Annotated in this window: 12 protein-coding genes, 2 tRNA genes and 2 pseudogenes; 13 read left to right on the forward strand and 3 right to left on the reverse strand. The window is 72.6% G+C overall.

The features are described 5' to 3' along the window. Window positions 1-5: 5 nt before the first annotated feature. Window positions 6-4,296 (reverse strand): annotated as a pseudogene (locus tag AS594_RS18085) (PAS domain-containing protein). Between the two features lie 238 nt (window positions 4,297-4,534). Then, window positions 4,535-5,032 (reverse strand): SSI family serine proteinase inhibitor, encoded by a 498-nt coding sequence (locus AS594_RS18090; RefSeq protein ID WP_069932615.1) that lies wholly within the window; start codon window positions 5,030-5,032, stop codon window positions 4,535-4,537. A gap of 193 nt (window positions 5,033-5,225) precedes the next feature. Here AS594_RS18090 and AS594_RS18095 point away from each other — a divergent pair. After that, a tRNA-Ser gene (locus AS594_RS18095) sits at window positions 5,226-5,316 on the forward strand. A gap of 253 nt (window positions 5,317-5,569) precedes the next feature. Further along, window positions 5,570-5,642 (forward strand) — tRNA-Arg (locus AS594_RS18100). Between the two features lie 61 nt (window positions 5,643-5,703). On the opposite strand, the gene AS594_RS18105 is transcribed toward AS594_RS18100, so the two are convergent. After that, entirely contained in the window at window positions 5,704-6,381 is a 678-nt protein-coding gene (locus AS594_RS18105) for a MerR family transcriptional regulator (protein ID WP_069932614.1), read from the reverse strand. Window positions 6,382-6,466: 85 nt separating this feature from the next. Here AS594_RS18105 and AS594_RS18110 point away from each other — a divergent pair, with 85 nt between their 5' ends. The 11 genes and pseudogenes from AS594_RS18110 to AS594_RS18160 all read left to right on the forward strand — a co-directional run bounded on the left by AS594_RS18110 (window position 6,467) and on the right by AS594_RS18160 (window position 19,218). Beyond that, window positions 6,467-6,877, forward strand: coding sequence for a DUF3291 domain-containing protein (locus tag AS594_RS18110; protein WP_069928027.1), 411 nt, complete (start codon window positions 6,467-6,469; stop codon window positions 6,875-6,877). Window positions 6,878-6,996: 119 nt separating this feature from the next. Continuing rightward, window positions 6,997-7,893, forward strand: a complete 897-nt coding sequence (locus tag AS594_RS18115) for a DUF2797 domain-containing protein (protein WP_069932613.1) — start codon at window positions 6,997-6,999, stop codon at window positions 7,891-7,893. A gap of 189 nt (window positions 7,894-8,082) precedes the next feature. Next, window positions 8,083-8,961, forward strand: a complete 879-nt coding sequence (locus AS594_RS18120; RefSeq protein WP_069933877.1) for an amidohydrolase family protein — start codon at window positions 8,083-8,085, stop codon at window positions 8,959-8,961. Window positions 8,962-9,102: 141 nt separating this feature from the next. Further along, window positions 9,103-9,825, forward strand: coding sequence for a response regulator transcription factor (locus AS594_RS18125; RefSeq protein ID WP_069932612.1), 723 nt, complete (start codon window positions 9,103-9,105; stop codon window positions 9,823-9,825). Continuing rightward, window positions 9,818-11,385: pseudogene (locus AS594_RS18130) on the forward strand (sensor histidine kinase). Before AS594_RS18125 ends, AS594_RS18130 begins: the two are co-directional and overlap by 8 nt. Before the next feature lie 421 nt (window positions 11,386-11,806). Then, entirely contained in the window at window positions 11,807-13,102 is a 1,296-nt protein-coding gene (locus AS594_RS18135; protein ID WP_069935169.1) for a bifunctional glycosyltransferase family 2/GtrA family protein, read from the forward strand. Further along, complete coding sequence (locus AS594_RS18140; RefSeq protein WP_069932610.1) at window positions 13,099-15,096, forward strand: ArnT family glycosyltransferase; 1,998 nt, start codon at window positions 13,099-13,101, stop codon at window positions 15,094-15,096. Before AS594_RS18135 ends, AS594_RS18140 begins: the two co-directional genes overlap by 4 nt. 80 nt (window positions 15,097-15,176) lie before the next feature. After that, window positions 15,177-16,691, forward strand: a complete 1,515-nt coding sequence (locus AS594_RS18145; RefSeq protein WP_069935170.1) for an MFS transporter — start codon at window positions 15,177-15,179, stop codon at window positions 16,689-16,691. An 81-nt stretch (window positions 16,692-16,772) separates the two neighbouring features. After that, on the forward strand, window positions 16,773-17,528 hold the full coding sequence (locus tag AS594_RS18150; protein WP_069932608.1) for a TetR/AcrR family transcriptional regulator: 756 nt from the start codon (window positions 16,773-16,775) through the stop codon (window positions 17,526-17,528). A 189-nt stretch (window positions 17,529-17,717) separates the two neighbouring features. Further along, entirely contained in the window at window positions 17,718-18,395 is a 678-nt protein-coding gene (locus AS594_RS18155; protein WP_240509043.1) for a GAF and ANTAR domain-containing protein, read from the forward strand. A 40-nt stretch (window positions 18,396-18,435) separates the two neighbouring features. Further along, entirely contained in the window at window positions 18,436-19,218 is a 783-nt protein-coding gene (locus AS594_RS18160) for a GAF and ANTAR domain-containing protein (RefSeq protein WP_079144533.1), read from the forward strand. The last annotated feature ends 1 nt before the right edge of the window (window position 19,219 follow it).

Genomic DNA, 19,219 nt, shown 5'->3' on the forward strand with positions numbered 1-19,219 from the left:
GCGGCTCAGTTGGTGCCGATCTTCGCGAGCAGGTCCACGATCCGGCCCTGCACCTCACTGCTCGTCGAGCGTTCCGCGAGGAAGAGCACCGTCTCCCCCGAGGCGAGCCGGTGCAGCTCGCCCTCGTCGAGGCCGGCCGAGGTGTAGACGACCAGCGGCGTACGGTTCAACTGCCCGTTGGCGCGCAGCCAGTCGACGATCCCGGCGCGTCGGCGGCGTACCTGCATCAGGTCCATCACCACCAGGTTCGGCCGCATCTGCGTCGCCAGCGCGACCGCTTCGGTGTCCGTCCCGGCGCGCCCGACCTGCATACCGCGCCGCTCCAGCGTCGCCGTCAGCGCGAGCGCGATCTCCTCGTGCTCCTCGATCAGCAGGACACGCGAGGGGTGCTGCTCGCTGTCGCGCGGCGCGAGCGCCTTGAGCAGTACGGCGGGGTCGGCTCCGTACGCCGCCTCACGCGTCGCCTGCCCGAGACCGGCCGTCACGAGCACCGGCACCTCGGCCGCCACGGCGGCCTGGCGCAGGGACTGGAGCGCCGTGCGGGTGATGGGCCCGGTGAGCGGGTCCACGAAGAGGGCGGCCGGGAACGCCGCGATCTGCGCGTCGACCTCCTCGCGGGAGTGCACGATCACCGGGCGGTAGCCGCGGTCGCTCAGCGCCTGCTGCGTCGAGACGTCCGGGGCGGGCCACACCAGCAGGCGGCGCGGGTTGTCGAGCGGCTCGGGGGGCAGTTCGTCGTCGACGGGCTGCGGCTGGGGGCGGTTGGCCACCTCCACGGCGCCATTGGGGCCGTCCAGCGGCTCGGGCCCCTCGGAGCCCTCGTCGGGTGCTCCTATGGCGTACGCCCGGCCCTCGGCCTGCGCCGACAGCCGCTGCTGGAGCGGGCCCTGGGCCTGCGGGTGCGACCGGGCGGCAGGTTCGGAGGCTTCTGCCGTCCGGGTGCCTTCTGCCGGCGTGCCCTGCTCGGCCTCCGGCCGCGCCGCGGCGAGCTTCCGGCGCCGCCCCGAGCCGAGGGTCTGGTTCTGCTGGTGGGCGATCTGCTGGGCGAACGGCATGCCCTGGCCGAGGGTACGCACGCTGAACGCGCGGCCCTGCGAGGAGTCGGCGCCGGGCAGAGGGGCGGAGAGAGGAGCGGGCGTCTGCGCGGGGGCCTGTACCGAGGCTGGGGCTTCGGCGGGGAGGGGCTGTGCGGGCGGCAACGGCTGTGCGGCGCGCGGCTGCTGGGGCGCGGCGGTGGCGGGCGCGGCGACGGGAGGGGAGTGGCGGGGCAACAGGAGCGGCGGGAGACGCGACGCCGTTCACGCCGACCGAGCCCGTCACACCGGCGGTGCCGTTCGGAGCGGCGGTGCTGTTCGCAGCGGCGGTGCTGTTCGGACCGGCGGGAACGGCCGGACCGGCCGGACCGGCCGAAAACGCTCCATGCCGCTCGGCCCCGTGCTGCTCGGCTTCGTCCTCGCTCGCCGGCGTCCCGGCGAAGCCGGGAGCGGGCCAGGTCTGCGTCGTACCGGTCGTCGTCGCCGTGGCTCCGCCGGGGGCGGCGGACCAGTTCGGCGGCACGGGGACGGCACCGCTGTCGTGCGCGGCGGCGTCCGCAACCGTGGGGGGCGCGGCCGGGCCGTGCCCCGAAGCGCCGTTCGCCGCCCAGCCGGCCGGCACCGGCTGACTTGCCCGCACGGGCTGACCGGGCTGACCGGGCTGAAGCGCCTGCACCGGCTCACCGGGCTGTGCCGCTTGCACGTCCGGCGTCGGCAGCCCGGCCTGAACGTCTCCACGCGCCCTGCGCCGCCCCGTCGGAGCGGCGGTGGGATGCGCCTGCGGCGGGGTGTGGTCGGCGTCCGGAGCGGTGCGTACGGCGTCGTGGCGCCCCGGCAGCGAGGCGTCCGCCTCCCCCGCCGACGGAGGCACACGGTCGGCGTCGGCCGGCGGCAGTGCGAACGGACTGCGGGGCGCCTCGGAGCGCTCCTGCGCGGGCGCGAGCGCCCGGCGCGCACGCCGCCCGGAAGGCTGTTGGTGTTGCTGTTGGTGCAGCTGCTGGGACTCGCTCCCCGCAGACGGTACGGACGGCCCCGAAGCCAGCGCGGGAAGCGCGGGCACGTTCCCGTGCGCCGCGTCCTGGTTCTGCCGCGCGCGGCGCCCCGTAGAGCCCGGTACGTCGACGGGCACGCCCTGGGGCGGCACCGTCTCCCCGAGCGCCGCGCGCCCGGTTCCGTGCGCGCCCTCGGAGGCCGTCACGACAGAGCCCTCCGAGACCGCGCCCGCGGCCACGGGCGGTGCCGGGGCAGCGGGCAGCGCGGCACGCAGCTCCACGCCACCACCGCCCCCGCCGGCTTCGCCCGTACGTCCCTCGCCGCCAACCTCGACGGGGCTCGGCCGCCCGCGCCTGCGCCCCGTACCCCCGGAGCCGGCGACGGCCCCGGCGCCCGGCCCCGCACCGTCGCCCGCCGCCTGCGCCGGAATGCGCTCCTGGGGACCCGCGGCCCCCGTCTCGCCCGGCGCGCCACGCCGTGCCCGTCGCCGCCCGGTGGGCGCCGCCGTCGCGGCAGCGGCGGCCTCGTCGTCGGAGCCCGCGCCGGCCGCCGCGTCCGTCGCCACCCGCTTGCCGGCCGGCTCCAGGAACGCGTCCGTGGACGACCGCCGTGCCCGCCGCCCGCCGCCCTCCGCCGGGGCCGCCTGCTGCGCCGGTACCGGCGCCGGATCCGGTTCGGCCGTCTTGCCCTGCGCCGGAGCGACCGCCCCGGAGCCCGCGCCGAGCGGCACTTCCAGTACGTACGCGTTCCCGGCCATGCCGGGCACTTCGTGCGTCTGGAGTACGCCGCCGTGCGCCGCCACGATGCCGCGCACGATCGGCTCGTGCACCGGGTCGCCTCCGGCGTACGGTCCGCGCACCTCGATGCGTACGACCTCACCGCGCTGCGCCGCCGCCACCACGATCGTCGAGTCCGTGTAGCCGCCGCCCGGCGACGCCGCCGGGGCCTTGCCCGTCGAGTCGATCCCCGCCACGTCGGCGACGAGATGCGCGAGCGCCGTCGCCAGCCGCCCGGCGTCGACCTCGGCCTCTATGGGGGGCGCGTGCACGGCGAACTGAGCCCGGCCGGGGCCGATCAGCTCGATCGCGCCCTCGACACCTGCGGCCACGACGCCGTCGAGCAGAACCTTCTTCTTGTCCAGCTGCTCCGCGCCCGCCGCCAGCCGCTGGAAGCCCAGGACATTGTCGACAAGGGTGGTCATCCGGGCATAACCCGCGGCCAGGTGATGCAGGATCTGGTTCGCCTCGGGCCAGAGCTGTCCTGCGGGGTCGGAGGCCAGCGTGCCCAGCTCGCCGCGCAGTTCCTCCAGCGGTCCGCGCAGCGAGTCGCCCAGCACGGCGGTCAGCTGGGCATGCCGCCCGGCGACCTCTTCGTACCGTTTCGTCTCACGGGCGAGCATCTCCTCGTACCGCTTCGTCTCACGGTCGAGTACCTCTGCCTGCTTTTCGACCAGTTCGTCGTACGGCCGGCGGTCGGTGAAGGTCATCACGGCGCCGACGAGCTGGTCGCCGTCCCGGACCGGAGCGGTCGTGAGGTCGACGGCGACCGACTTGCCGTTCTTCGCCCACAGGACCTGCCCGCGCACCCGGTGCTTGCGCCCGGACTTGAGGGTGTCCGCGAGGGGTGAATCCTCGTACGGGAACGCTGTGCCGTCGGCCTTCGAGTGGATCGCGAGGGGGTGCAGCTCCTTGCCGCCCAGGTCGCTCGCGCGGTAACCCAGTATCTGCGCGGCGGCCGGGTTGACCAGGACCACGCGACCGTCGGTGTCGGTGCCGACGACGCCCTCGGACGCGGCGCGCAGGATCATCTCGGTCTGACGCTGGGAACGGGCCAGTTCGGCCTCGGTGTCGACAGTCCCGGAGAGGTCGCGGACGACGAGCATCAGCAGCTCGTCGCCGGTGAAACTGGGCCGGTCGGCGTAGGAGGCGTAGGCGTCCCGGCCGTCCTCCAGGTTCGCGCTGGTCACCTCGACCGGGAACTCCGTCCCGTCGGTGCGCCGCGCGATCATCCGGGTGGGCTTCGTACGCCCTTGATCGTCTTCGCCGTCCGCCCGCCGCATCGAACCGGGGATGAGCTTCGAGTCGAACATCGGGAGGAGATCGAGCAGTCCGCGCCCGACGAGTCCCGTACCGGGCGACTCGAACGTCTCCAGGGCGATGGTGTTGGCATTGACGACGGTGCCGTTGCAATTGACGAGCAACAGCCCGTCAGGAAGTGCGTCGAGTATCGCTGCGAGGCGAGCAGCGCCTCGGGATGGCCTGCTGCTCACGACGACGGTTCCTCCCTGAACTACTGCACCTTGCCGGCAGCCGGCCTCATTTTGCCCCTCGGGCCGCAAGCTGTCACTGGAGGGAGTCTAAAGGCAGGCGACGGGCGCGCGACGGCGGATGAGGGGGAGCTCTCACCAAGGTTGTGTGCGCTTGGGGGCACATCGGACGCCGCGGCGTATGCCCTGACCAGGTACGAGTGCTCCACAGCGGCGGTGGGGGCGGACCGGCGGCGGGCGGTCAACGGACGCTGGGAAGCACCGGCTCCATCTGACGCCAGCGGGAGATTTCGCAGCCATTGCCCTGATTGAACTTCGCGTCGACCGTTCGTCCGTTCCAGGTACCGGTGACCCGCGCCGTGGCCGGCCCGCCGTGCTGATGGGTGCACATCCGGTCCTGCGGCACCGGGGCGAAGGGGTCGCCGTTCTCCTTGGCCAGCTCCTCCAGCCGGGCGCAGGCGGACTGTGCCTCCGGGTGCGTGCCGCCGGTGGGGCCGCATTCCAGTTCGTACGTCCCATTGGCGGCCCGGTTGCCCGTCTCGGCCGTCGTCACGGTGAGCCGGCCCCGCGTGTCCGCCACCTCGTCCGCCGTGCTGTCCGCCGCCTTTTCCTCCGCGCTCCGGAGTACGTCCTGGAGCAGCGGAAGCGGGATCGGCGCGGTCGCGGCGGCCGCGCCGGGAGCGGCGGCGGACAGCACGGCGAGGGACGCGGCGGCGGTGAGGGTGAGACGGCGCAGCATGGAGGCTCCTGAGGTTCAAGAGGGGGCAGGGTGCCCCGCACTCTCTAACGCTCCGCAGACCCGGGCGTTGCGCAACCGGTAAGACTTTGCCCTGGCCCCCGCCTGCCTAGTACCGTGGTCAGCGATTGGTGGCATGCCGCAAGGCTGTGTCATCATCTGCACGCACCCACTCGCGCAGGCGAGAGAGTGTGCTGGAGGCGTCGCCTAGTCCGGTCTATGGCGCCGCACTGCTAATGCGGTTTGGGGTTTACGCTCCATCGAGGGTTCAAATCCCTCCGCCTCCGCGCAAGATCACCGAAGCCCCGGTCCACGGACCGGGGCTTCGGTCGTTCCGCGTTCGGCGAGTCGTTCCGTGGTGGTCCCGCGGGTCGTTCCGCTGCCGGTCCGTGGTCGTCCCGTGGTCGTGCTCGGGGCCCCGCTCATGGGGCGTTTCCGCAGCTCAGCACGGGTCCGGCTAATGGATTTCGCGTGACGGCGCAGGTCATGTAATGTTGTTCTCGCAACGCCGACGGGGCAGAAAAAAGCCCAGGACGCCAAGCACTCGTAGCTTAACGGATAGAGCATCTGACTACGGATCAGAAGGTTGCAGGTTCGAATCCTGCCGAGTGCACAGCAGGCCGGAGGCCCTGACGAGAAATCGTCAGGGCCTCCGGTTTTTTGTCCGTTGCCCGTCAACCGCCGTAGCGCCTGGCCGACTCGGACTCCTGGGCTAGGCGGCGCAGGGCCAGCAGGGCGGGTTCCAGCAACACGGTCAGCAGTACGGCTCGTTCGGCCCGTTCCAGGGGGTCGGTCGTGTCGGCCAGTTGGTCGAGGTCGAGGGCGGCGGTGCGTTCGGCGAGGGCCGCGTACGGGACGAGGGACCGCCAGTCGTAGTCGACGCCGAGCGCGCGGAGGGTCTCCAGGGTCTCGGTGACGACGTGCCTGGCCGGGGCGTGCTCGGAGACCTCCCAGCCCATCTCCGCCAGCAGGGCGTCCGCGTCCGTTGTGCCTGCCGCGTCCGTCGCGTCCGTCGCGTTCCTCGCGCCCTCCGGTCGGTCGCCGCCGTCCTCCTTCCCGGCCGTCGCGTGGTTCGTCGTGGCCGGCCTGGCGCCGAGCACGAGGCCGAGCACCTGGTGCGGATCCGTTTCGTGCTCGGACACGGCTTTCAGTACCTCCCGGGTGGCCCCGACCGACAGCCCCCGGACGCCGATGAGGGCCCGGATCAGGCGCAGGCGGCGGATGTGCGTCTCCCCGTACTCCGCCTGGGTGGCCGATGTCGGCCGGCCGGGGGGCAGCAACCCCTCCCGGAGGTAGTGCTTGACGGTCGTGACCGGTACTCCGCCACGGCGGCTCAGTTCGGAGATTCGCACGGGTTTCCTCTTTCGCGGAGCATTAGAGAGTGGCACTCTCTAATATAGACAGTGCCACTCTCCAATTTAGAAGGTGAGCAGTGCCATGCCGACACTCCCCTGGGTCACGCCCAACGCCGCTCCGCCGCACGCACAGGCCGTCGTCATGGCCTCCCGCTTCGAGGTGCGTTCCCTGAAGGACGTGCCGAGGTTCTTCTGGAAGTCGCTCGCAGCCTGGCGTCAGGTGCGGTCGGCGCCCGGCGCGTACGGCGCCTCGCTCATCGCCCGGCCGGCGAAGCGCGTCTTCTACACGCTGTCCGCGTGGGAGAGCCGCGAAGCGCTCTACGCCTACGCGCGGGCCGAACCGCACCGCGGCATCATGACCGGGCTGCGCCCGACCATGCGGACCTCGACGTTCACCTTCTGGGAAGTTCCGGCCGACCGGCTGCCCATCGGCTGGGACGACGCGAAGCGCCGTCTCGCCGAACAGGCACGGACCGACGCGGCTGCCGCCTGACACGGCCGGTGGCCGACGGCGCCGGTGCCGACGGCGCCCGATGGCCGACGCCGCCCGGTGTTGATCGGCGGGGCGGTCGGCGGCGGTCGGTTGTCAGAGGTGGCCGTTAGCCTCCTGGTATGAGCTGGCTGTGCGGGGGGCTGCGGTGGACGGCGGGGCGGCCGGCGCTTGCCTGGTACGGGGGCGGGGGACGCCTGGAGCACGTCGAGCGTGTCAGTGAGCTGACGTACGGGAACGACGTCGCGTTCCGGGTGACGGGGGAGGACCGGCTGTGCGTCGGCGTGCGCCGGGGCGGGTGTCCGCTGCGCTCCGTGGTGCCGCGTCGGAGCAGTGGCGGGCAGTGCCCCGAGTGCGCGCGGCTGGAGCGGTCGCGGTCCGTTGCCGCTGACACGATGGCCGACGATCCCCGGCCGTACGCCGTCTACCTGGCCTGGTTCGGCTCCGGCATGGTCAAGGTCGGCATCACGGCGGACGAGCGCGGGTCCGCCCGGCTGCTGGAGCAGGGGGCGGTGGCGTTCACCTGGCTGGGACGCGGGCCGCTGATGGCGGCGCGGCGGACCGAGGAGCTGCTGCGGGCGGCGCTGGGGGTGCCGGACCGGATTCCGTACAAGGAGAAGCGGGCCGTGCGCAGCTCGTTGCCCGGGCGGGCGGAGCGGGCGCGGGAGATCGAGGAGTTGCACCGGCGGGCCGGGGCGCTGGCGGGGTGGCCCGAGTCCCTGGAGCGGGCGCCGTTCGAGGCGGTGGACCACGCCGGAGTGTTTGGTCTCGAAGGACTGCGGCCGATGACCGGCGTGGTGACGGAGCTGGCGCCGGAGGGGACGGTCGTGGGGCGGCTGCTGGCCGCAGCCGGGCCCGATCTGCACCTGGGGACGGCCGACGGTGCGGTCGTGGTGCTCGACACCCGGCTGATGAGCGGGTGGGAGCTGGCGGGCGTGGGGCCGGAGGGCGGGGCGGCGGCGGGGGTGACCGTTCCGGTGAAGAGCGTGGAGCGGGGCGTGCAGGGTGGGCTTTTCTGAGTGGGTGAGTGGGTGAGTGGGTGAGTGGGTGAGTGGGTGAGTGGGTGAGTGGAAGGGGTGGCGGGGTGGGTGGTCTCTTGGATCTCGTAGCGCTGTGGCTCTGGACTGGGGCGGCGTGCCCGGCGGAGAGTGACCGTCATGGACGTCAAGCCGGTCGAAGCGCATGAACCGCCCTCCTGTGCCGTGGACATGGCGTTGAGCGAGGCCGAGAACGTACGGCGGTTCTGGGAGCGGCTCGGGCTGCCGGGGATCATCGACGTACACACGCACTTCATGCCGGAGCGGGTGCTCAGCAAGGTGTGGGCGTACTTCGACGCGGTCGGGCCGCTGACCGGGATGGAATGGCCCATCACCTACCGGCACGAGGAAGAGGAACGCGTCGGGCTGCTCCGTGAGTTCGGAGTGCGGCACTTCACCTCGATGCTCTACCCGCACAAGGCGGGGATGGCCGCCTGGCTCAACGACTGGGCGGCCGGCTTCGCCGCCCGTACCCCCGAGTGCCTGCACACGGCGACGCTCTTCCCGGAGGACGGGGTGGCGGCGTACGTGCGGCAGGCCGTGGAGAGCGGCGCGCGTGTCTTCAAGTCGCACCTTCAGGTGGGGGCGTACGACGCGAACGACCCGTTGCTCGACCCCGTGTGGGGGCTGCTCGCCGAGGCCGGGATTCCCGTGGTGATGCACTGCGGGTCCGGGCCCGCGCCCGGCAAGCACACCGGTCCCGAGCCGGTCGGACGGCTGCTCGCGCGGCATCCGCGGCTGCGGCTCGTGGTCGCGCACATGGGCATGCCCGAGTACAGCGACTTCCTCGGTCTGGCGGAGCGGTACGGGGAGGTCCGGCTGGACACGACCATGGCCTTCACCGACTTCTCCGAGCGCCTCTCGCCCTTCCCCGAGGCCGAGCTGGGGCGGCTCGCGGATCTGGGTGACCGGATCGTGCTGGGTACGGACTTCCCGAACATTCCGTACGGCTACGCGCACCAGTTGGAGGCCCTGGAGCGGCTCGGCCTGGGAGACGACTGGCTGCGGGCCGTCTGTCACGGGAACGCGGAGCGGCTCTTCGGGCTGTGACCGCTATGACCGTTGTGACCGGTTGTGCCGTTTGTGTCGTTTGTGCCGGGAGGCCCGGGGAGCACCCCCGGCACGAATTTCTCAGCGTATTCACAGGAACGGGAAAGAGGGCTCTCAGGGACGTCGCCCAGCCTGGGGCCCATGCGTACCGAAATGCTCAGGCCCGGCGGCGGGCCCGTCCGGGTGCTCGTCGTGGACGACGAGGCGCCGCTCGCCGAGCTGCTGTCGATGGCGCTGCGATACGAGGGCTGGGAGGTCCGCAGCGCCGGTGACGGCGTGGGAGCGGTCCGTTCCGCCCGCGACTTCCGGCCCGACGCGGTCGTACTGGACGTGATGCTGCCGGACATGGACGGCCTCGCCGTGCTCGGGCGGCTGCGCTGCGAGCTGCCCGACGTGCCCGTGCTGTTCCTGACGGCCAAGGACTCCGTCGAGGACCGGATCGCGGGGCTGACGGCGGGTGGCGACGACTACGTCACCAAGCCGTTCAGCCTGGAGGAGGTCGTGGCGCGGCTGCGCGGGCTGATCCGGCGCTCGGGGACGGCGGCAGCGGCCGTACGGGACGAATCGCTCCTGGTGGTCGGGGACCTGACGCTGGATGAGGACAGCCACGAGGTCGTGCGGGGCGGTGAGGGGATTCATCTCACCGCCACCGAGTTCGAACTGCTGCGCTTCCTGATGCGCAACCCGCGCCGCGTGCTCAGCAAGGCGCAGATCCTCGACCGGGTGTGGAGCTACGACTTCGGCGGGCAGGCGAACGTCGTCGAGCTCTACATCTCGTACCTGAGGCGAAAGATCGACGCCGGCCGTACGCCGATGATCCACACCCGGCGCGGTGCGGGCTATCTGATCAAGCCCGGTGGGTGAGCGCGCGGTGTCCCTGCGGACCCGTCTGGTGGTGTCGGCCGTCGCGCTGATCGCGGTGGTCGCGGCGGTGATCGGGGCGGTCACGACGATCGCCCTGCACTCGTATCTGGAGCACCAGCTCGACGGTCAGCTGTTGTCGTCCGTACGGCGCGCCGAGCGCGACCCGGTGGAGGCGACGGCCGGACAGGAACTGCGGTTCGTGGCGGCGCCGGGGCAGCCGCTGGGGACCGTCGGGGCGCGGCTCGCGCAGGACGGGGCCGTGCTCATGAGCGCGAAGAGCGTCGAGGTGGAGGGGGTGCGGCCCGAGGCGCACCTGGCGGCGCTGTCCGGTGCGCAGGCGCGGGCGCTGGGGTCGGTCGAGCGGGACTCCGAACCGCACACCGTGGAGGTACCCGGGCTCGGGGACTACCGGATCGTTGCCACGGGCGACGGGTCGGTCGTACTGGGCTTTCCGCTCGGCGGAGTACAGGACACCGTCAGCACCCTCGTTGTCGTCGAGGTGTGCGTCACCGGCGCCGGGCTGGTGGCCGCCGGGCTCGCCGGGACGGCGATCGTGGGCGTCGCGCTCCGGCCGCTGCGGCGGGTCGCCGCGATGGCGACGCGGGTGGCCGAACTGCCGCTGCACAGCGGTGAGGTGGCCCTGCACGAGCGGGTACGGGGCCAGGAGGCCGATCCGCGCACCGAGGTCGGGCAGGTCGGCGCGGCACTCAACCGGATGCTCGGGCACGTCGGTTCGGCCCTCGCGGCGCGGCAGGAGAGCGAGACGCGGGTACGGCAGTTCGTGGCCGACGCGAGCCATGAGCTGCGTACGCCGCTGGCCTCGATCCGGGGGTACGCGGAGCTGACCCGGCGTGGGCGCGAGCCGGCCGGTCCCGACACGCGGCACGCGCTCGGGCGGATCGAGTCCGAGGCGGCGCGGATGACGGGGCTGGTGGAGGACCTGTTGCTGCTGGCCCGGCTGGACGCGGGGCGTCCGCTGTCGCCGTCGTACGAGAGCACCGATCTCTCGCCACTGGTCGTGGACGCGGTGAGCGATGCGCGGGTGGCCGGGCGGGAGCACGTCTGGCGGCTGGAGCTGCCGGACGATCCCGCCGTCGTACGGGGCGACCCCGCGCGGCTCCAGCAGGTACTGGTGAACCTGCTGGCCAACGCGCGTACGCACACCCCGCCGGGCACCACGGTCACTGCGGCCGTGCGGTGCGAGGGGGATGGCTGGACGGTGGTGGAGGTACGGGACGACGGGCCCGGCGTCGCGCCGGAGCTGCTGCCGCACGTCTTCGAGCGGTTCGCGCGGGGGATGCGTCGCGGGCGCGCGTGGGGGCGGGGGCGGGGGCCGCCGGTGCGGGTACTGGTGCGGGTACCGGTGCCGGGGTCGGGTCGACCGGGCTGGGGCTGGCCATCGTGCAGGCGGTCGTGCGCGCGCACGGCGGTGAGGTGACGGTCGAGAGCGCGCCGGGGCGAACGGTCTTCGCGGTGCGGTTGCCGGGGGGCGGGCCGGGGGCCGGGGCCGGGGTTTCCGTTGATCCCGGGCGGGGCCGGGTCTTTCGTCCCGCCGGCTGAGGGCCTCTCGGGCCGCCCCGCGCTGGGGCGGGTGTGCGGTGCCGCGCGCAGGGCCGGGGCCGAGTGGTCCGGGGTTTCGGGGTCGGTGCCGCGTCGGGGCGTCTCCTCGGGTGCCGAACGTTCGGGTAGGGCTGCGGTGTGTTCGGGGTGGTTGTGTTCGGCGCCCTGCGGGGAGCGCCCCGGCGCGTCCCCTCCGGCACGGTGGGGTGCGGCGGGGCTGCGCGGGGCCGCCGGGTTGTGTTCGGCGCCCTGTGGGGAGCGCCCCCCCGGCGCGTTACCTCCTGGCGGCGTGGAGTGCGGCGGGGCTGCGCGAGGGCCACCGGTCGGTGCCGTGGGGTCCTGGGTGGGGGTGGAGGGGACTCATAGGGTCCGCACAGGGGTGTCACACTCCGCTGACAGGGCGGTTCGTGAGGGTCGGACCATGCGAACCCACACCTCAGCGGGCGCCCTTCCGGCCAGGGAGCATCTTCCGGCCGTAGAGCCGGGCGCCCCCGTAACCCCCGTGCTCGACGTCGTCATCCCCGTCCACAACGAGGAGAAGGATCTCGAAGCGTGCGTGGTCCGGCTTCGTGAGTACCTGACCCGCACCTTTCCGTACGCCTTCCGGATCACCGTCGCCGACAACGCGAGCACCGACCGCACACCCGAAATCGCCCGCCGGCTCGGGCACGTGATGGCCGAAGTGACGTCCGTACGGCTGGAGCAGAAGGGGCGCGGGCGGGCTCTGCGGGCCGTCTGGGAGCGTTCCGACGCGCCCGTCCTCGCCTACATGGACGTCGATCTGTCCACCGACCTCAAGGCGCTGTTTCCCCTGGTCGCGCCTCTGATCTCCGGCCACTCCGACCTGGCGATCGGCTCCCGGCTGGCGGGCGGTTCGCGGGTGGTGCGCGGTCCGAAGCGCGAGTTCGTCTCCCGTACGTACAACCTGATCCTCCGTTCCTCGCTCGCCGCCCGTTTCTCCGACGCGCAGTGCGGGTTCAAGGCGATACGCGCCGATGTGGCCGAGCGGCTGCTGCCGATGGTCGAGGACACCGGATGGTTCTTCGACACGGAGATGCTGGTGCTCGCCGAACGGGCCGGACTGCGCATCCACGAGGTGCCGGTGGACTGGGTCGACGATCCGGACAGCACGGTGCGCATCGTGCGTACGGCCGTCGACGACCTCAAGGGCGTGTGGCGAGTGGGGCGGGCGCTCGCCGTGGGCGCCCTGCCGCTGGACCGGCTCGCGCGGCCCTTCGGGGACGATCCGCGCGACCGGACGATCGGTGGCGTGCCCGGCGGGCTGGCCCGCCAGCTCGTGGGGTTCTGCGTCGTGGGCGCGCTGAGCACGCTGGCCTACCTGGCGCTGTACTCCCTATTCCGGGCGGGAGTGGGCCCCCAGGCCGCCAACGCGCTGGCGCTGCTGGTCTCGGCGGTGGCCAACACGGCGGCCAACCGGAGACTCACCTTCGGCGTCCGGGGCCGTGAGCGGGCCGTACGGCACCAGGCGCAGGGGCTCGTCGTGTTCGGCATCGGGCTCGCGCTCACCAGCGGTTCGCTCGCCGCGCTCGACGCCGCCGCCTCCGCCGGATCGCCCTCCCACGGCACCGAACTCGCCGTGCTCGTCGCCGCCAACCTCGCCGCGACCGTACTGCGCTTCCTGCTCTTCCGCGCCTGGGTCTTCCCCGACCGGCGCACCGATCACCCCGCACCCGGAAATGAGAAGGCCGTCCGATGACTCCGTCCCGAAGTGCCGATCCTCGCTGGGCGCGCCCCGCGCTGGCCGGGCTGCTGCTCGTCACCGCGCTGTTCTACCTGTGGAACCTCAGTTCCTCCGGGTACGCCAACTCCTTCTACTCCGCGGCCGTCCAGGCCGGCAGCGAGAGCTGGAAGGCGTTCTTCTTCGGCTCGTCCGACGCCGCGAACTCCATCACCGTCGACAAGCCCCCCGCCGCCCTGTGGCCGATGGCCCTGTCCGTACGCCTCTTCGGCCTCGGCTCGTGGCAGATCCTCGTCCCCGAGGTGCTGATGGGAGTGGGGACGGTCGCGGTGCTGTACGCCGCCGTACGCCGTCGCTTCTCCCCCGCCGCCGGGCTGATCGCGGGCGGCGTGCTCGCGCTGACGCCGGTCGCCGCGCTGATGTTCCGGTTCAACAACCCCGACGCGCTGCTCGCCCTGCTGATGACCGTCACCGTGTACTGCGTGCTCCGCGCCCTGGAGGACGCGCGGACCAGGTGGCTGGTGTGGGCGGGCGTGGCGGTCGGCTTCGCGTTTCTCACCAAGACCCTCCAGGCGTTTCTCATCCTGCCGCCGCTCGCCGTGCTGTACGCCGTGTGCGCGCCGACGCCGGTACGCCGGCGTCTCGGCCAGCTCGCCCTGTCCGGGCTCGCGGTCGTGGTCGCGGGCGGCTGGTGGGTGGCGATCGTCGAGCTGTGGCCGGCCGCCTCGCGCCCGTACGTCGGAGGGTCGCAGACCAACAGCTTCCTGGAGCTGACGTTCGGCTACAACGGTCTCGGCCGCATCAACGGCGAGGAGGCCGGCAGCGTCGGCGGGGGCCGTGGGGGCGGCGGCTGGGGCGAGAGCGGTATCGGGCGGATGTTCGGTACGAACATCGGCGGCCAGATCTCCTGGCTGCTGCCCGCCGCGCTGATCCTGCTGGTCGCCGGTCTGGTCGTCACGTGGCGGGCGAAGCGGACCGACAGTGCGCGGGCCGCGTTCGTCGCGTGGGGCGGATCGCTGCTGATGACGGCGGGCGTCTTCAGCTTCATGGCGGGGATCTTCCACGAGTACTACACCGTGGCCCTGGCCCCGTACATCGCCGCCCTGATCGGCATGGGTGCGACCGTGCTGTGGGAGGAGCGCCGCTCGCTCCTGGCGGCGGGGACACTGGCCGCGACCGCCGCGGTGACCTCGGTGTGGGCGTACGTCCTGCTGGGGCGCACCGCCGACCATCTGCCGTGGCTGCGCTGGACGGTGCTGGTCTCCGGGCTGCTCGCGGCCCTCGTGCTGGCGGTCGCGGGGCGCGTGGACCGGCGTATCGCGCTGGGGGCCGCCGGGCTCGGGCTCGCGGCGGCGCTGGCGGGGCCTGCCGCGTACGCCGCTTCGACGGTCGCCACCGCCCACACCGGGTCCATCGTGACGGCGGGACCCGCCTCGCTGCGGGGCGGGCCCGGGGGCTTCGGCGGGGGCGAGCGTCCGGCGGGCGGCATGGGGCAGCCCCCGGCGGGCGCGGCCGGTCAGGGGCAGCCTCCGGCCGGCGCGGGTGGTCAGGCCGGGCCGGGCGGCCGGGGTGGGGGGCCGGGGCAACCGGCCGCTCCTGGCGGCATGATGCCCGGCGCGGCGGCCCGTGAAGGCGGCGGGGGCGGCGCGGCCGGCACGGGCGGCCTCCTCAACGGCCAGAGCGTCGGCGCCGAGGCCGAGGCCCTGATCCGCGCCGGCGCCGGGGGCCACACCTGGGCCGCCGCCGCCATCGGCTCCCAGAACGCGGCGAGCTACCAACTCGCCACCGAGAAGCCGGTGATGGCGATCGGCGGGTTCAACGGCAGCGATCCGTCTCCGACCCTGGAGCAGTTCAAGGCGTACGTGAACGAGGGCGCCATCCACTACTTCGTCGCAGGCGGCAGTGGCGGAGGCCCCGGCGGCGGGTCCGCCGTCACCACCTGGGTGGAGGCGAACTTTACGAAGGTCACCGTCGGCGGTACGACCCTTTACGACCTGACCGAGCGGAAATAATTATACGGCGTACAGGAGCCCCTTGTACGGTGTACGGGAAAGGCCCGCCGGCCTTCGTACCCGTACAAGGAGACCCCCGCATGACGGCGACGACCGCCGAGAACCGCCCCACCGCGCAAGGGCACCCGCAGCGCTGGCTGATCCTCGGTGTCATCTGCCTCGCCCAGCTCACCGTGCTGCTCGACAACACCGTCCTCAACGTCGCGATCCCGTCCCTGACCAAGGAACTGGACGCGTCCACCGCCGACATCCAATGGATGATCAACGCGTACTCGCTGGTCCAGTCGGGTCTGCTGCTCACCGCCGGCAGCGCCGCCGACCGCTACGGCCGCAAGAGGATGCTGACGGCCGGCCTCGCGCTCTTCGGCATCGGCTCGCTCGTCGCCGGACTCTCGCAATCCAGCGCCCAGTTGATCGCCGCCCGCGCGGGCATGGGCATCGGCGGCGCGCTGCTGATCACCACGACCCTGGCCGTCGTCGTGCAGATCTTCGACGACACCGAGCGCGTGAAGGCCATCGGGCTCTGGTCGACCGTCAACTCGCTCGGCTTCGCGGTGGGTCCGCTGATCGGCGGCGTCGTGCTCGACCACTTCTGGTGGGGCGCGATCTTCCTGATCAACATCCCGGTCGCGGTCATCGGCCTGGTCGCCGTCGTCGCGCTCGTACCGGAGTCCAGGAGCGGGCAGGGCGACCGTCCCGACCTGCTCGGCGCGGTGCTGTCCACGATCGGAATGACCGCCGCCGTGTACGCGATCATCTCCGGCCCGGAGCACGGCTGGACCTCGGCCCAGGTGCTCGTCCCGGCGGTGGCGGGCGTCCTCGTGCTCGGCGCGTTCGCCCTCTGGGAGCTGCGCGTCCCGCACCCGATGCTGGACATGCACTTCTTCCGCGACCAGCGCTTCATCGGCGCGGTCGCCGGTGCGGTCCTCGTCGCGTTCGGGATGGGCGGCTCGCTGTTCCTGCTGACGCAGCACCTCCAGTTCGTGCTCGGGTACGGGCCCCTGGAGGCGGGGCTGCGCACGGCGCCCCTCGCGCTCACCGTGGTGGCGCTCAACCTCGCCGGCATCGGCGCGCGGCTGCTGCCCCGGCTGGGGACGCCCGGCACCATCGCCTCCGGCATGACGCTGCTGTCGGCGGGCCTCGCCGCGATCGCCCTGCTCGGCGGCTCCGGTTACGGCGGGATGCTGCTGGGCCTCGTCGTGATGGGCGCCGGCATCTCGCTCGCGATGCCGGCCATGGCCAACGCCATCATGAGCGCCATACCGCCGGAGAAGGCGGGCGTCGGCGCCGGGATCAACGGCACGCTGGCCGAGTTCGGCAACGGCCTCGGCGTCGCCGTCCTGGGCGCGGTACTGAACTCCCGCTTCGCCGCGCTGGTCCCGGCCGCCGTCGGCGCGGCCTCGCTGCCCGCCGCGCTGGCGGCGGCCGAGGACGCGGGGGAGCGGGCCCGTATCGCGGACGCCTTCGCGTCGGGGGTCGGGACGAGCCAGCTGGTCGGGGCCGTCGCCGTACTCGCGGGCGGAGTTCTCGCCGCTGTGCTGTTGCGCCGGGCCGAGCGGGCAGACTCATCCGGAGCCGCAGCGCCAGCGGCATAGCATCGGGAACGAGGGAGCGGACCGGAGCATTCCGGTCCGTGACCCGTCCCCGCCCCGCCGGGAGAACGAGGAGTGTGCGCCATGGTGTCCGCGGCCGACCGCGTCAGGAATCCGGCGCGTAACAGCGTCTGGCTGGAGGAGAGGACGTCCCGCACCCGCAAGGCGGACCAGCCGGCCGGCCTGGACCGGGACCGGATCACCGCGGTCGTCGTGCGGCTGCTGGACGCGGAGGGGCTCGCGAAGTTCTCCATGCGCAGGCTCGCCGCCGAGCTGAACGTCACCGCGATGTCCGTCTACTGGTACGTCGACACCAAGGACGACCTGCTGGAACTGGCCCTGGACTCGGTCTTCGCCGAGATCGCGCCGCCCGCCGAGACGGACGACTGGCGCGACCGGCTGCGCGGACTGGCGACCAGCTACCGGGAGTTGCTCGTGCGGCATGTCTGGGTGTCGCCGCTGATCGGCAATTTCCTGAACATCGGGCCGCACTGGCTGGCCTTCTCCCGGGCCGTCCACGACGTGATGCGGGCGACGGGGCTGCCGCCGCACGGGCAGATGGGCGGCCTGTCGGCGGTCTTCCAGTTCGTCTACGGGTTCGGAACGATCGAGGGCCACTTCGTGCAGCGGTGCGCGTCGGCGGGCATGAGCCAGGACGAGTACTTCACGCAGGCGATGGGCACGATGAGCACCGCGCCGCAGTTGCGTGAGACGTACGAGAACGCGAAGGATCTGATGGACGCGCGGGGCGGGGCGACGGTCGCGGAGATGCGCGAGCGGGACTTCGATTTCGCCCTGGAGACGTTGATCGCGGGCATCGAGGCCATGGCGTCCCGCTGAGCGGTCGGGGCGCCACCGTGAATGCTTCGTCGCAGGACAGAAGCGGATAGAGTCTGTCCGTCCTTTGCTCGCAGTCGGGAATGTGCTGCGGAGCTCTCCTGCGCATGGCCGCACCCTCAGCCATGCTCGCCGAAGAGGTTCGTGGTGACTGCGTCCGACATTCCGGAGATTTCGTACGATTCTGCCCATTTGGGGGCAGCTGACTCGGTGGCCGAGTCGCTGGCCGCTGCCGCGACCGCCCTGCACGAGGCGGAGGGGCGCGCGGAGACGGCGAGGATCGCGGTACGGCTGGCCAGGGACGTCGTGCCCGACGCCGACCAGGCGGGAATCTCCGTCGTCGAACGTGCGGGACGCGTCCGTACCGTCGCCTGCACCGACGAAGTGGTACGGACCGTGGACGCGGCGACGAGCTGCGGAGCCGGCTGCGCGACGCGCCGGCAGGACCTCTGGAACAGCCCCGTCGCCCGCGTCGAGGACATCACCGCCTGTGACGTCCACGGGCCGGTTCTGACCGCGAGCGGACTGCGATCGGCCCTGTTCCTGCGGCTGCGCGGGCACCAGCGAAGATTCAGCGTGCTGACGCTCTACTCGCTTCGCCCGCACGCCTTCGACGAGGAATCCGTACGCATCGGGCGGCTGTTCTCGGCGCATCTCGGTATCGCCCTGGAGAGCGTCGAAGTGCAGGAACAGCTTGCCGAGGCCATGCACACCAGAGACGTGATCGGACAGGCCACCGGCATTCTCATGGGGCGAATGAACATCGACGCCGCCCAGGCATTCGACCAGCTGGTGCGCGCCTCGCAGAAAGGCAATGTGAAGCTCCGCGACATCGCGTCACGTATCGTGGAAGTGCGGGCCATCGAATAGCACCCAGCGTCACCGGCGTGAACGCGGGAAGACGGAATACATGACGGACACCGCGCGAAGTACAGACGGCGCCAGCACCAGAGCGGCCGGCGGTTTCGACCTGGCGTTGTTCCAGGACGCCTTCACCGAGTGGCGGGGACTGCACGCCTTCCTCCAGGACGTCACGGAACGCGCCGTACGGGCCGTGGAGGGTGCTGACGGGTGCAGCATCACCATGCGCCGCAACAACCGCCTCGCCACCGCCGCCGCCGACGGCACGGGCGCGCTCGAACTGGACCTCCTCCAGTACGAGGCCGAGGCCGGACCCTGCGTGTGCAGCATGGAGAACGGCGAGGAGAACTACGTCCCGGACATGCTCCTGGAGCGGCGCTGGGCGCCCTACCCGGCCTCCGCGGCCGCGCGAGGCGTGCGGTCCGTGCTGGCCACGCCGCTGGCGGTGAACTCGCACTCCCTCGGCGCCCTCAACCTCTACTCCCGCAAGCCGGACGCGTTCGCGGCCCACCTGGCCACCGTCCGGCGGCTCTCCGCCCAGGCGGCGGGAGCGATCGCCGTGGCCGAGCGCATCGAGCAGGAGTCGGAGACCGTCCAGGACCTGCGGACCGCGATGCTCTCGCGCTCCGTCATCGACCAGGCGATCGGCATGGTCATCGCGACCCGGCGCTGCACCCCGGACGAGGCCATGGAGGTGCTGCGCCGCGCCTCCCAGGCCCGGAACGTCAAGCTGCGCGACCTCTGCCGCGACATGGTGGCCGCGGCGGCGGGCGGCCCGCCCCCGCCCGGCTCCTTCACCAGGCGCGGGCACGGGGACCCCACCTCCTTGTAGG

The sequence above is a fragment of the Streptomyces agglomeratus genome, assembly GCF_001746415.1.
In the GTDB taxonomy this organism is placed as follows: domain Bacteria; phylum Actinomycetota; class Actinomycetes; order Streptomycetales; family Streptomycetaceae; genus Streptomyces; species Streptomyces agglomeratus.

Excerpts from the sequence above, each read along its gene's own strand:
- AS594_RS18150 (WP_069932608.1), top strand. The coding sequence starts at position 16,773 with ATGGTGTCCGCGGCCGACCGCGTCAGGAATCCGGCGCGTAACAGCGTC.
- AS594_RS18115 (WP_069932613.1), top strand. The coding sequence starts at position 6,997 with ATGAGCTGGCTGTGCGGGGGGCTGCGGTGGACGGCGGGGCGGCCGGCG.
- AS594_RS18110 (WP_069928027.1), top strand. The coding sequence starts at position 6,467 with ATGCCGACACTCCCCTGGGTCACGCCCAACGCCGCTCCGCCGCACGCA.
- AS594_RS18090 (WP_069932615.1), bottom strand. The coding sequence starts at position 5,032 with ATGCTGCGCCGTCTCACCCTCACCGCCGCCGCGTCCCTCGCCGTGCTG.
- AS594_RS18160 (WP_079144533.1), top strand. The coding sequence starts at position 18,436 with ATGACGGACACCGCGCGAAGTACAGACGGCGCCAGCACCAGAGCGGCC.
- AS594_RS18125 (WP_069932612.1), top strand. The coding sequence starts at position 9,103 with ATGCGTACCGAAATGCTCAGGCCCGGCGGCGGGCCCGTCCGGGTGCTC.
- AS594_RS18140 (WP_069932610.1), top strand. The coding sequence starts at position 13,099 with ATGACTCCGTCCCGAAGTGCCGATCCTCGCTGGGCGCGCCCCGCGCTG.
- AS594_RS18145 (WP_069935170.1), top strand. The coding sequence starts at position 15,177 with ATGACGGCGACGACCGCCGAGAACCGCCCCACCGCGCAAGGGCACCCG.
- AS594_RS18120 (WP_069933877.1), top strand. The coding sequence starts at position 8,083 with ATGGCGTTGAGCGAGGCCGAGAACGTACGGCGGTTCTGGGAGCGGCTC.
- AS594_RS18135 (WP_069935169.1), top strand. The coding sequence starts at position 11,807 with ATGCGAACCCACACCTCAGCGGGCGCCCTTCCGGCCAGGGAGCATCTT.